This window comes from Maribacter sp., assembly GCF_016744255.1.
GTDB lineage: Bacteria > Bacteroidota > Bacteroidia > Flavobacteriales > Flavobacteriaceae > Maribacter_B.
This window is the reverse complement of sequence record NZ_JADGES010000089.1, coordinates 1-14,272: the sequence shown is the minus strand read 5'-3', so window position 1 is coordinate 14,272 and position 14,272 is coordinate 1. Positions and strand designations below refer to the sequence as shown.

The following is a 14,272-nucleotide window of genomic DNA, read 5'->3' as shown; positions in this document are numbered from 1 at the left end:
TTAAAATAGTTCAATATTGTTTTATAATGCATTTGTATAGATCTTGAGATTGTATTGAACGACTTGAATTCTGTTTTTTCAACCTTTTCATACCATAGGGCTAATTTTAGAAAAAGCTGCTTTTGATACTAATATTCCTTTTATACTGAGTACTGTAAGTATAAGTAGTATAGAGACAATAGCAGAAATTACAGAAGGGAACGCATGGTTTCAATTATATCATCCAGCGAAAGAAGAAGTAACGAACGATATTTTAGAACGTGCTACGGCTAGTGCTTGTAATTCTTGCAGATGTGCCAACATTTGGTTGCAGGCCTAGATATATTAGAAATGGTTTGGCTATGCCGCAGAGAATGACTTTAAATAATATTCTTCAGGTTTTAGGAAAACCTAATTGGGCTGTGCAAACTTTAAAATATGGTAAGCCTTCTTTTAGAACATTAGGGCCTTATATGCCAAAGGGGGTTAGATTTAAAGCAATTAGGTGTTTTTATGGACGATACTTTTTCTGGAAAATTAAATGAAGAAAAAGTAAAGAAGTTACGAGATAAATGGAAAGGTGAAATTGTTATTAAAGGCATGGTAAATGTTGTAGATGTATCGAAATCAAGAGCATTAGGATTAGATGGAATAATTATTTCTAATCATGGAGGAAGACAATTGGATGCAGGAGAATCTACTATTCATTCCCTACAGAAAATAGTAGGGCAGTACCAAGGGAGAATAAAAATTATGATTGACGGCGGTATTCAATCAGGAACAAATATAGCAAGAATGTTGGCATCCGGAGCATAATTTACATTTATGGGAAGACTTTTTATGTATGCAGTATCCGCATTAGGAAATAGAGGAGGAGAACATATAATTAATGTTTTGAAAACTCAATCACAGCAGGTAATGGAACAGATTTGCTATGAGAATATTATAGATTTTTCAAGGCACTTAATTAACTAAAGAGATTTTATCATTGTTGCCTGTACCGGCGAAGGTCTTGATCTGAAGGTTCTGTTTGATTGCCTTGAAGAACAGTTCGATATTCCATTGTTTTTTGTAAAGATCAGCAATGATTCTAGCTGTCCAGTCCAATTGATTGGTAATGATTTATATGACCTTATTTTTATCAGGTTTAAATATGAGCTAACCATAGTTCTATTTGGTTAATTCCCGTTTCAACGGCTTTCTCGCTCGTGAGGTTAATAATCTTATCCTTTAGAGCTTTATTAAGATAATTGGCACTTAAATGATTCATTATTTTTTATTCGGAAAAAGTCTCTGTAGTTGTAAAACAATAAACCAGTAAGTTAACTTCTCTAATTTAATTTATTAGAAATTGTCTACCTATTTTAGGATGACTCATGCAATTTAAAAATTACTTGTTTTTAAATAAACAATAGTAGGTAATATATATCTTTGAGTGTTTCTCTTAATTTGCAATAAGCATTTTTTTTTGCAGTGTGAACTGTATGAGGAGAAATTTCTAATTGGGTCGCTATTTCTGGATTTTTTAAGCCCTGTAAAGAAAGTTTAATAATTTTTTTTTGGCGATTAGGTAGGGTGTTTATAGCATTTCTGACAATCATAAATGTTTCCTTATCAATCAGGGTTTTCTTAAAAAAAGATTCCGATTCTAATGCTTTTAAAGAAGATAAATCCACATTACTTTTTGATTTTTTCAATATATTGATACAATTATTTTTGACTACAACATATAAAAAACTTTTGGCACCTTGAATTTCATCAAATTCTTCTCGTTTTTCCCAAAACTTAATAAGCGCTTCTTGGGCAGCATCTTTACTTTTATCTTGGTTTTTTAAATATTTATTTGCGAATGAACATAAAATTGGATAGAAATCATCAAAGAATTCTTTAAAGGATTCTTTATTTCCTTTTTTTATATCAATAATAATGTTTTGAGTTGAATGCATTAATAATATAAATTATCGGTGTAAATATATAAAAACTGAATTTAGGAAAAATCAAATAATAAAAGGTAGTTGGCAAGGCTCATAGATTGATTATTCAACGTAATAATTTTAGTGCAGATTAAATAATTATGATTTTTTTCAACTTATGAGTACCCATGTTTGGTTTCTGAGTTGTATTGTAAATAGAAAAGAAGTTTAAATGACATGAATCAAGAGGGAAAATATTTAAAAATAGCGAAGCTTATTGCAAGTGAATTGAATAAATCAATTAATGAAGAGGATCAGCAAAGTCTTGATAATTGGCTAGATGAATCTATTGAAAATAAGAGGATCTATGATGAAATTAAAAGAGATACATGGTATCAATCAAATTTAAGATCCAATCAAGAATATGGAACAGAGGAAGGTTGGAATGAAGTTAATTCAAGAATTAAATCGACTTCTAAGGTTATAAAATTAACACCCAGTATTTGGAAATATGCAGCTGCAGCTGTCATAGTTTTTGGGTTAGGTTATTTTTTTAGAAATAACATATTTAATATACCTATTGAAACCACACCAACAATAGTAAACACTAATAGTATTGTGCCAGGCATAGATAAAGCAACATTGACATTAGGAGATGGTTCTCAAATAACTTTAGAAAAAGGAGAATTTTTTAAAACACAAAACGCAAATAGTAATGGTGAGAAGATTGTTTATCAATCTGGGAAAAGTAATTCTAAAAAAATTGTTTACAATTATTTAACAATCCCTAGAGGAGGTCAATTCTTTATTAAATTATCCGACGGCACCCAAGTTTGGTTAAATTCAGAATCACAACTAAAATATCCAGAAAGTTTTATAGAAGGTAAAACTCGACAGATAGAGTTGGTTTATGGTGAGGCCTATTTTGACGTATCATCTAGTGTAGATAACCAAGGTTCTAAATTTAGAGTGATTAATAATGCACAAAATGTTGAAGTTCTGGGAACAGAGTTTAACATCAAAGCCTATAAAGATGAAGCAAATATATATACTACATTGGTAGAAGGAAAAGTGATTGTTAACGCCTTGAATAAATCAAAAAGTTTAATTCCAAATGAAGAATTAAACTTTAATAAATCTAATAATAGTTTAATAGTTTCATCTGGAGTAGATGTGTATAAGGCTATCTCTTGGAAGGAAGGAATCTTTAGTTTTAGAGATAAGCCTCTTCAAGATATTATGAAAGTATTATCACGATGGTATGACATCGAAGTGGTTTTTAAAAGTGAAGATATTAAGAGGCAAACATTCCATGGAAGTTTGGATAAAAAATTAAGTATAGAAGAAATTATATCTATCATTTGTACCACCAATAATATTGAATATGAATTAAATAATAGGACGGTATTACTTAAATAATGTACTAATAATTAAATAAATAACTATGGAATAAAACAACACTTGATTTGAACACTAAAAAGAAAAAGGGAAAGAGGGTCGGATTTCTGACAAACAAACCTTCGTTTCCCCTTTAGAAGTACTAATTAACTAATTATTAACTAATACAATGTAAATTTATGGAATTTAAATTAACAACTCCTGTCTTTTTTAAAAGAAAGCAGGTCTTAAAATTGATTATGAGAACTTTTATATTCTTGTTCTGTACCTCCGTATTTAGTTTTTCCCCGATAGATCTTATCTCGCAGAATTCTAAAATAGTCATTAAATCTGATAAAACTTTAACCATTGATGAAGTTTTCGACATGATTGATAAACAAACTGATTATTCATTTGTTTATAAGTCTGATATGTTCAAAGGCTTTTCTAATATTGAAATAAAAAAAGGAGCTATAAAAACAAATAAGCTTTTAGAACAAATATTGTCAACGGGTAATTATGATGTTGTTGTGAGGCCGAACAATACAATCATTATAAAAACGAAAATTCCAGACCTAATAAAGGAACAAGGTATTCAGGTATCAGGTACGGTTACCGATTTGAATGGAGAAGTGCTTCCAGGTTCGAATATTATAGAAAAAGGAACAACTAATGGTACGCAATCTAATTTTGATGGTAAATTTAATTTAACGGTGACCAATGAAAATGCCATTCTTGTGGTTTCTTACTTGGGATTTTCGACTAAAGAGGTTTTGCTTAATAATCAATCAGAATTAACGATAATATTAATAGAAGATGCAGCCAAACTAGACGAAATAGTTTTAGTCGGGTATGGATCTCAAAAGAGAAAAGATATTACATCTGCAATTTCTACAATAGATCTAGAAGGGACAAGTGATAAGTCAAATACTGATGTTGGACAGTTATTAGCCGCAAGATCAGCAGGAGTACGTGTCGTTCAAGGCTCTGGAAAGCCTGGGGCAGGTCCTACAGTATTTGTTCGTGGTGTGGCATCACTTTCAGGCAATACGCAACCTTTATACGTGATTGATGGTGTTGTAACATATGGTACAGCTGCCATTGATCCTAATAATATTGAATCGATTAGTGTTTTAAAAGATGCCTCTGCAGCGGGTATTTACGGTGCTGCAGGTGCTAGTAATGGGGTTGTATTAATAACAACTAAAAAAGGTAAATATGGAAAACCAAAAGTTGAGATTAATAGTTATACAGGTTTTTCGGAAGTAATTAAAACATTGCCTGTTTTAAATAATACTCAATTAAGGGATTATTTTAATGATTTGGATGGTAGTGGTTCTGGATTAACAGATGCAATATTATCCACTAATAATGATTGGCAGGATTTGATATATAGAAATTCAGCTCCCATAACTGGAGTTAATGCATCATTTTCTGGGGGGTCAGAAAAAGGTTCTTATTTTGTAGGTTTAGGATATTTAGACCAAGAAGGGATTATAATTACTTCTGAACATAAAAGATATTCATTAGCTATTAATTTAGACCATAAAATAAAAGAATGGTTGTCTTTTGGGACTCATTTTAATTATACAAGAAGTAAAGTTAAAGATATTCCTGATAATAAGGGAGCTAGATATGGTGGATCTGTACTTTCTGCATTGGTAACACCTCCTTTTCAAGAAATTTATAACGCTGATGGAACTTATTCAACAGAAGCATTTATTGGAGGGCTTAACAATCCATTGGGTTATATTTATGGAAACGACAATTTAAATGTAATAAATAATATTGTTGCAGACGCTAACATGACTATTAAACTACCAGCAAACCTCACTTACAAAACACAAATTGGTATTACACTTGGTAACAATCATTATGAAGCATTCCAAGATCCTAGAATTACTACTTCGGCCAAGGCTAAAGGAGGTGTTGGAGCGCTTAATACAGGAGAAAGTTTACGTTATATATTTGATAATACTTTAAGTTATAAAAATACATTTGATAAGCATCAATTAGGTTTTATAATTGGTACTAGTGTTTCAGAAGAAAACTCATATGGTAGTGGACAGTCAAAATCTAATTTTGCATCGCCACTCATTAGGACGCTTAATTCGGCATCGGTGAATGAAGGGAATTCTGCAGGAAAAGGGTCTTGGGCACTACAATCGTACTTTGCCAGAGCAAATTATAGTTATGATGATAAATATTTGTTAACAGGATCCATAAGAACAGATGGGTCGTCTAGACTTCCGGTTAAAAATAGATGGGAGAATTTCCGAGCACTTTCAGCTGGTTGGAAAATATCTAATGAAAATTTTATGAAGAATGTCGATGTCTTGAGTGGTTTAAAACTTAGGGCAGGTTTTGGGGAAACAGGAAATTTACCAAGTAGTCTACATCCATATATTTCTACCGTACAATTTATTGAATCTACTTTAGATGGTGTTACTTTAATACCAGGAATTAAACCAAGTGAGCAAGCTGGAAATAATGATCTTGAATGGGAAACTTCGGAACAATTTAATTTAGGGTTAGATGTTTCATTTCTTAATGATCGTATTAGCTTAACAGCAGATTATTATACTAAAAAGACGAAAAATTTAATATACACATTGCCATTACCAATAAGTTCTGGACAAGCTATTAAAACCGTTAACTTAGATGGTATCATTGAAAATAAAGGATTTGAATTTGCTATAGACGCTAACTTATTTAACGGTGAAGATTTCAATTGGAATGCAAGTTACAATATGTCTTTTAATACTAATATAGTAAAAGGGATACCAGAATCGAGTACCATATTTACGAATGAGTTGCAGAACTTAGGAGGAAAAGTATCTGTCACAAAAAATGGTCTGCCTTTGGGGAGTTTTTGGGGTTATATTAGTGAAGGAGTTGATCCTCAAACTGGAGATTTAATATTTACAGATACAGATGGCGTTTCTGGAATAACACCAGAAGATAAAACATCTATAGGAAGTCCTTTGCCAGATTTTACGTATGGTTTTGTTAATGAACTTAGTTATAAAAATATCTACTTAAATATAGTTATTGATGGCGTTTCTGGAAGTGAAATTTATAATGTTGGTAAGCAAACTCTTGAAAGAATGGGATTACCACACAATCAATCTACGTCGATATTAAACCGTTGGCAAAATCCAGGAGATATCACAAACATTCCTAGAGCATCCGTATCAGATCCAAATGGAAATGCAGGGATATCGTCTCGTTTTATAGAAGACGGGTCTTACCTAAGAGTTCGTGATATTAGTTTTGGTTACAGCTTAGGAAAAGAAGCATTAGAAAAGGTGAATTTAGGTAGTGTTCGATTTTATGTAAACTTGAAAAACTGGTTTACCATTACCGATTATTCAGGGTATTCTCCAGAGGTAAATGCAGGAGGGGCAAGTGCCTTAACTCAAGGTCTAGATTATGGGACTTACCCACAGGCGAAAACGTTTACTTTCGGAATTAATGTTGAACTTTAATAATGTATAAAATGAAAAATCAATATAAATTAATATTAATAGCACTAGTAATTGGATTTTATTCCTGCTCAAAAGATTTTTTAGACAAGGATCCTTTGGATGAATTATCGGCCTCTGTCGCATATAATGATGAAGCTGCTGCAGAAGGCGCATTGGCAGGAGCCTATGCAGCAATGACCTCTAACGATCCTCATATTTATAGATGGATGTATACTATTTTGGGAGATATGAGGGCAGATAATTCTCATTCTGGAAATTCTCAATTAATTAGAAATGCAGAACACTTTGAATCTAAAAGTACAGACAATGAGCCTGGAGGTCATTGTTTTAGAGAGCCGTTTGTTTATATTTCAGCGGCCAATGCTGTACTAGATAATGTTCCAAATATAGAAGATCCTGAATTTAGTGAAGCTGAAAAAAATAGCATCTTAGGGCAAGCTTATTTTTTAAGAGCTTATAATTATTTTCATTTAGTTAGATACTATGGAGGCGTACCATTACAATTATCAAATTTAGATGGCGATATTTATAAGAGTAGAAGTACAGAACAGGAAGTGTATAGCCAAATTGAAAAAGATTTATTGTTGGCAGAAAGTTTATTACCTAAAGAGCATGCAACTAATTTTTTAACGAGAAGTAGAGCGACTCAAGGAACAGTTCAAGCACTATTAGCAAAGGCTTATGCAGATATTGGAGATTATGAAAAATGTGCAGAATACGCAGAAAAGGTAATTAATAATGGCGTATATTCTTTATTAGCGAATTATGATTATTTATTTGACGATGCTCATGAAAATAGTGCGGAAGCAATATTTGAAATTCAACACGTAGCAAACACAAGTATTTCTACATATGCACCAGGTCTATTTCTGCCTCCGGGAACCGTTAAAAATGGTGTTGGAGCTCCAGAGTTATGGCCTAGGTTTAGTGTAATATCTCACGATTTAATAAACGCTTTTGATAATGCAGGAGACCTGGTACGAAAAGCATCAACTACCAGTACGGTTACCGATCGTTCAAAAATTGCATCGCCACCAGAATATTTTAATGCCACCGAACCCGTTTCTTTTTCATACAAATTAGGTAGAGACTATGAGGCTTGGGGTTCTGGAACAAATGTAATTCTAATTCGTTTGGCAGATATTATCCTATTAAGAGCAGAAGCACTTAATAAAATAGGGAATACAGGGGAAGCAATTAATTTGCTTAATCAAATTCGTAATAGAGTGAATCTACCCAATACAACAGCAACAAGTTCAGATGATGTGGGACTTGCTATTTTAAATGAACGAAGATTGGAATTGGCACTTGAAGGCGAACGCTTTTTTGATGTAGTACGCCACTATGGTAAGCAAGGTGCAGCCGATTTATTCACTAGCCTTGAAGATGGTGATGGTAATAATTTAGGATATAAAGCTACAATAGATAAGTTGTTATTACCTATTCCTCAATCAGAAATAGAGAGTAATCCTAATATGTCACAAAATCCTGGATACTAATCTTTAGTATCATATAACATTTGTCCTTGTTTTAAAAAGGGCAAATGTTTACTTAAGTTAATTCTATTTATCAGTGCTTTGTTTTGATACATGCTGGTTCTTTAAAACTTATTTTCAATGAACACATATTATAAAACATCTTGTATTTATATGAGTTTATTAATTTTTTAAAATTTAGAGCATTATGAAATATAAAATTATTTTTTTAGCGGTAATAACCATGTCCATTGTTGCGTGCTCCTCCGATGACAATAGACCACCCGATTTTATAAAAAAGGCTGTGGAGGAACCGATCGAAGAACCTGTAGAAGAGCTAGTAAATAACGCTACTCTAGCTTCCATTGATAATTGCGCTGCTTATGACGCATATGTAAAGAGCTTGTTACTTAATAAATGGAGAACCGTACCAGAGTTGGTTACTATGTGTAACGATGACTATAAAAATACCATTGTTTCTGAAATGGAAAACCGAACGGCAGACACAGGTGTATTTATAGGGGGACTGAGTGATCAAGATATTGTATGGTTTTCTTTAATGTATCGATTTTTAAAAGACTCGGAAATCAGAACGGAGGTAGATATGAAAACAATGTCTTTTGATGATTTTAGAAATACGGTTATTGATGCAAATCAAAATAGTACTGAGATTTCGCTTTCAGAATTACAAGGTAATGGTAATGCCAAAAATTTGAATATTGCTTATGGCTGGTGGCTAGCACAGCAAAATACAGGTTTATTTACATCGTTGAATGATGTAACAGGTAATCCTCATTTTTTTGATATTAAAGATAGCAACCAAAAAAATATGGATGTATTACGTATTGTAGATGCTAGCGAATTAGCCTATAAATACCTCGGCGTGTACCATGTAAATAAAGGCGATGGTGTTTTTGAATTATGGTTAGCTGGAAGTAATGATCTTGAAAGCTGGACAGCTATTATAATTTTAGGAGATAGAGCACATCAAGGAGATATAAAAAAATGGGGTGATGGATATATAGTTGTTCATGAAGAAGATGATGGTAGTACAAACAATATACGTGTAAAGTACTATGAAAGCTATGCAGATTTAATAGAAAATACACCTTCAAGAAATGTCGGTTTACCTAGAGCTTTTTCCAATTTTGCTGAAGGGACTCCAGATATTAGAGAAATTCATGGCGATGCCTCATCAAGTTCGGCTATCTTAATAGGTTTTCATCAGTTTAACGATGGAGATACAGATCAGCAGTCATTTGGGATACTTAAAGATTTTCAATCATGGTTTCCATGGAAAGATGATATATCAAATTATAACTTAAAAGATATGGGCTATAACGGTAATTTTGGAGGTAGAACTAGCTTTAATTTTAATGATAAAAATCATGTGCTTGTTGAAGCTCAGGGAGCAAAAAATGGATGGGAAACGTGGCGGTTACTTTTAGGTGATGGCGCTTTTTATTCACAGTTAAATATGGACACACCAAAAGGGTCAACTTCTTTTGCTAACCCTGGAATTGTTGATTTGGGTAATGGGGAATTTGCAGTGACGTCATTTTTACCTACAGAAGGAAATCAATCAGGAGAAATAGGTACGCTATTATATAAAATTCAGTTTTAAATAAGAGAGGCATACTAATTAACAAATAAAATAACCTAATAATTTATATCATTTAAGGAGTATTTCACTTCCAAAACTTTTTATTAATTAAAATTAAATATTATGAAGTATAGATTAATAATGTTTTTAGTAGTAATCTTTTCTTTTATCTCTTGCTCTGAGGTTGAAGAAAGTAATTTTGATGAGAAAGAAGCAAACTTAATGACTTTTACTGCCGTATCTGCTTCTAACAATTCTGGAGGAGGTAGTGCATCAGACGAAGGAATAATTGCCAAGGCTTTGTATGTTAATAATTGGAAATCAATTATTGATTTAAAAAACAGTTCTCATAACGATATGAGAAATTCATTAATAGTAGCATTAAACAATAAAAGTTCGGAGTCTATATCATTCTTACAATCTAAAAATGACGCAGAATTGGCCTGGGCGTCTTTAATGTATCGTTTTTTGAAAGACGCAGGTATAAAAACAGAAACCCAGTTAGCCGCCATGTCATTTGATGATTATAGAAATGCTATTATTAGCGAAAACGCTTTGAAGACTTCAAATACAATTCCTACACTTCAAGCTTATGATAATAAAAAGAATTTAAATATCGCCTATGGATGGTGGCTACCTTCATCAAATTCGTCTGAAATTAGCGAATTAAATGATGCCACAAACAATACTAAATATTTTGAGCTAAAAGATAATCAGAATAAGACGATGGATGTATTACGTATTGTTAAAACAGGTGAAACTGCTTTAGGGACGTATGCCTATCTTGGCGTATATCATTCACAGGTAACAGCTAATTCATTTCAATTACGTTTAGCTGGAAGCGATGATTTACAAACCTGGACATTCATTACAAGTTTAGGGAATAGATCACATCAAGGAGACATAAAGAAAGTATGGGGAGGCTACTTATTAGTAAATGAGGAAGATTCCGTAGAAGGATCTAATAATATAAGAGCTAGATATTATCCAAGTTATACCAACCTATTGTCCAATATATCAGCTAATAACTATGTTTTTCCAAGATACTATTCTTCATCAGCAAATGGGACTCCAGATATAAGAGAAATTAGTGGCGCCTCGGCAGGGAGCTCTTATATTTTAATAGGGTATCATTATTATGAAAATAATGATGTAGATCAGCAAGGGTTTGGGATTTTAAAGAATTTTAGCGATTGGAGAGCTTGGGAAGATGATATTGTAAATTATAATGTTATTGAAATGGGTTTTAATGGCAATCTAGGAGGCCGATCGAGTTATGATTCTAATGGAAAAAAGAAGGTACTTCTAGAAGCTCAAAAAGAAAAATTTCAATGGCAGGATTGGAGATTATTATTAGGAGATGGTACTTTTTACTCAGAATTAAGTATTAGTACACCATTAGGATCTACTTCTTTTGCAAACCCAGGGATTGTTGGTCTGGGTAATGGAGAATTTGCTGTGACGTCTTTTTTACCTACAGAAGGAAATCAACTGGGAGAAATAGGGACACTATTATATAAAGTCCAGTTTTAAAATGACAACAATTAGTTTGAATTAGTGCAGTTTAGTTAGTTTTTAAAGAAAGGAGAGGTGTTTACAATAATCTCTCCTTTTCTTTAGTGTTTTTGAGCTAATACAGCCGTTTTAATTACATAATAAATAGCTATTCAATGAATAAGTATATATATGTTATTTGTGTTTTTGCTTATTTAAAAGGCTATGCCCAGTCTGATAAGGGAATGGTTTTTAGTGAAAAGGAAAAGACCGTATTTTAAACGCGTTGTGAGTGGAAAACCTTGTGTTAAACATAGAAAGAATAAAAGACAAGAATCTTCCAACAGTATTGGCTTCTGTCTCTAGAATTAGTAATGAGTATATCGAAGGTAATAATTATTCATTTGAAAATAACCCTAAAGGCGCTGTAGTGAAGCTGGCTTGGTAATGCAAAAAAGACTATTTATTTTGGAGTAAATCATGAAAAAAAATAAAATTTTAGTAGTAATTTTTATCGTATTAATGATTATTTCTTGTAATAAAGGGAATGAATTAAATACAAAAGAAATGCTAACAAACAACCCTGTAGATATGGTAAATCCATATATGGGTAATATTAGTCATTTACTAGTTCCCACCTTTCCAACCGTCCATTTACCTAATAGCATGCTAAGGGTTATTCCTGCCCGTTTGGATTATACAACAGATCAATTAGATGGATTGCCTGTAGCTACTGTAAGTCACCGTGGTCAATCCGCGTTTACAATTTGCCCCATTCAAAGTGAAAACAAGAAACTAAAACCAGTTTATTCATATAGTTATGATAATGAAGATATAACCCCATATTCGTATGATGTTTATTTAGACGAGGAAAAAATTAAGGTGTCCTATGGGGTGTCACATCAGTCGGGTATTTACGTTATAGATTATCAAGAAAAAGAAAATAACAACTTAATAATAGAGAGTACAAAAGGGCAACTTTCAATAAATGAAAATTCAATTTCAGGCTATCAATTGGTGTCATCAATAGAAAGTAAAATCGCTACAAAATTATACTTATATCTAGAGATAGACCAACCCACTAACACTTTTGGTGTTTTAAAGGAAGGCATAATAAGTCATGAGAAAACCCAAGCAGGTGATCATATAGCTGTCGTATTTAAATTAAATGATACAACACAAAGTATTAAAGTTAAGTATGGCATTTCCTTTATAAGTGAAGCACAGGCAAAAGTTAACTTAGAGAGAGAGATTAAAAATTTTGAAAAAAATAAAATCGTTGAGGAAGGGCGAAAAATATGGAATAAAGAACTTTCAAAAACCTTAATAGAAGGCGGTTCTGAAAATGATAGGGTCGTATTTTATACGTCCATGTATAGAACCTATGAACGTCCTGTTTGCATCTCAGAAGATGATAAATATTATAGTGCTTTTGATGGAAAAGTACATGATGACCATGGACGACCATTCTATACCGATGATTGGATTTGGGATTCCTATAGAGCGCACCATCTATTGCGTGTTTTGATTGACCCAGAAAGAGAAGAAGATGTTCTCAATTCGTTTGTTAAAATGGCAGAACAAATGGACCTTTTTTGGATGCCTACCTTTCCCGAAGTAACAGGAGATAGTCGCAGGATGAACTCCAATCATGGCGTAGCATCTGTCATAGACGCCTATAGAAAAGGACTTAGAGGGTTTGATTTAGAAAAAGCATATCAGGCGTGTAAAGGAGCCATTATTGAAAAAACTCTGGCACCATGGTCTGGAATGCCATCTGGTGAACTGGATGATTTTTATAAAGAAAAAGGGTATTTCCCGGCATTGCACGATGGAGAAGAAGAAACCGTACCAGAAGTACATGTTTTTGAAAGTAGACAACCAGTGGCAGTAACCTTGGGAACCTCTTATGACGAATGGTGTCTGTCTCAAATAGCCAAGGAACTCGGGAAACATAAAGAATCTCAACATTTCCTGAAAAACGCATTTAATTACCAAAACATATTCAACCCAAAAACTAAATTTTTTCACCCGAAGGATCATCAAGGGAAATTTATAGAACCCTTTAATTATAAGTTTTCAGGAGGTATGGGAGCACGGAAATATTATGGGGAAAATAATGCATGGACCTATCGTTATGATGTGCAGCACAATATCAAAGACCTCATTAATTTGATGGGAGGCCAAGAACGTTTTATTGAGAATTTAAATGCCCTGTTTATAGAACCATTAGGAAAAAGCAAATATGAATTTTATGCCCAATTACCTGATCAAACTGGGAATGTAGGGCAGTTTTCAATGGCAAACGAGCCCTCATTACACATTCCTTATTTGTATAATTATGCCGGGCAGCCATGGAAAACACAGAAGCGGATTAAAAAACTGATTCACGAATGGTTTAGGAATGATTTAATGGGCGTTCCAGGAGATGAAGATGGCGGAGGTATGTCGGCCTTTGTAGTTTTTTCAATGATGGGTATTTATCCTGTAACTCCAGGTATGCCATCCTATAACATAGGAAGCCCGTTCTTTGAGAAAACAACGGTTGATTTAGGAAATGGAAATCATTTTGTAATTAAAGCGAATAACTTTAGTTCAAAAAACAAATACATTCAAAGTGCGAAGCTAAACGGTAAAGATTGGAACCAACCTTGGTTTGAACATGATGCCATAAAAGATGGCGGTACCTTGGTATTAGAAATGGGGCCTTTTGCAAATGAATCCTGGGGAAGTTCAATAACATCCATGCCGCCTTCTGCCGAAGACATGATGGAATGAGTATGGTCCATATGAGAACGTCTGTAAATAACTGATAAAATGCATTAACAATAAACGGAAACAAACTAAAATTATGATAAAAAGTATTCAAAAAATAACAACAATATTTGTGCTTGCATCTATGCTTTCTTGTTCGGATAAGGCTAGCAAAAAAGTCGCTTTAAT

At 33.0% G+C, this 14,272-nt stretch carries 9 protein-coding genes and 3 pseudogenes; 9 read left to right on the top strand and 3 right to left on the bottom strand.

All coding sequences use genetic code 11. The features are described from left to right. Nucleotides 1-67: 67 nt before the first annotated feature. Both QZZ51_RS16660 and QZZ51_RS16655 read left to right on the top strand, forming a co-directional pair. A pseudogene (locus QZZ51_RS16660) lies at nucleotides 68-524 on the top strand (alpha-hydroxy-acid oxidizing protein). Then, a pseudogene (locus QZZ51_RS16655) lies at nucleotides 493-954 on the top strand (alpha-hydroxy-acid oxidizing protein). Before QZZ51_RS16660 ends, QZZ51_RS16655 begins: the two co-directional pseudogenes overlap by 32 nt. Before the next feature lie 21 nt (nucleotides 955-975). On the opposite strand, the pseudogene QZZ51_RS13260 reads toward QZZ51_RS16655, so the two are convergent. The 3 genes and pseudogenes from QZZ51_RS13260 to QZZ51_RS13250 all read right to left on the bottom strand — a co-directional run. Then, nucleotides 976-1,065: pseudogene (locus tag QZZ51_RS13260) on the bottom strand (hypothetical protein); the annotation flags it as partial. Nucleotides 1,066-1,126: 61 nt separating this feature from the next. Continuing rightward, nucleotides 1,127-1,249, bottom strand: a complete 123-nt coding sequence (locus QZZ51_RS13255) for a hypothetical protein (protein WP_291870453.1) — start codon at nucleotides 1,247-1,249, stop codon at nucleotides 1,127-1,129. 130 nt (nucleotides 1,250-1,379) lie between these two features. Beyond that, a complete protein-coding gene (locus tag QZZ51_RS13250; protein ID WP_291870451.1) occupies nucleotides 1,380-1,925 on the bottom strand; it encodes an RNA polymerase sigma-70 factor in 546 nt (181 codons plus the stop codon). A gap of 204 nt (nucleotides 1,926-2,129) precedes the next feature. Between QZZ51_RS13250 and QZZ51_RS13245 the strand changes: the two genes are divergently transcribed. The 7 genes from QZZ51_RS13245 (at nucleotide 2,130) to QZZ51_RS13215 (ending at nucleotide 14,107) form a co-directional block, all read left to right on the top strand. Beyond that, nucleotides 2,130-3,311, top strand: coding sequence for a FecR family protein (locus tag QZZ51_RS13245; RefSeq protein WP_291870449.1), 1,182 nt, complete (start codon nucleotides 2,130-2,132; stop codon nucleotides 3,309-3,311). Between the two features lie 218 nt (nucleotides 3,312-3,529). After that, complete coding sequence (locus tag QZZ51_RS13240; RefSeq protein WP_291870447.1) at nucleotides 3,530-6,757, top strand: TonB-dependent receptor; 3,228 nt, start codon at nucleotides 3,530-3,532, stop codon at nucleotides 6,755-6,757. An 11-nt stretch (nucleotides 6,758-6,768) separates the two neighbouring features. Further along, nucleotides 6,769-8,256 (top strand): RagB/SusD family nutrient uptake outer membrane protein, encoded by a 1,488-nt coding sequence (locus QZZ51_RS13235; RefSeq protein WP_291870444.1) that lies wholly within the window; start codon nucleotides 6,769-6,771, stop codon nucleotides 8,254-8,256. 184 nt (nucleotides 8,257-8,440) lie between these two features. Continuing rightward, complete coding sequence (locus QZZ51_RS13230; RefSeq protein WP_291870442.1) at nucleotides 8,441-9,856, top strand: hypothetical protein; 1,416 nt, start codon at nucleotides 8,441-8,443, stop codon at nucleotides 9,854-9,856. A 102-nt stretch (nucleotides 9,857-9,958) separates the two neighbouring features. Continuing rightward, nucleotides 9,959-11,368: a hypothetical protein gene (locus QZZ51_RS13225; RefSeq protein ID WP_291870439.1), complete on the top strand. Its 1,410-nt coding sequence runs from the start codon at nucleotides 9,959-9,961 to the stop codon at nucleotides 11,366-11,368. 253 nt (nucleotides 11,369-11,621) lie between these two features. Next, nucleotides 11,622-11,777, top strand: coding sequence for a hypothetical protein (locus QZZ51_RS13220; protein ID WP_291870438.1), 156 nt, complete (start codon nucleotides 11,622-11,624; stop codon nucleotides 11,775-11,777). Nucleotides 11,778-11,809: 32 nt separating this feature from the next. Further along, entirely contained in the window at nucleotides 11,810-14,107 is a 2,298-nt protein-coding gene (locus QZZ51_RS13215; protein WP_291870436.1) for a GH92 family glycosyl hydrolase, read from the top strand. Nucleotides 14,108-14,272 lie beyond the last annotated feature (165 nt).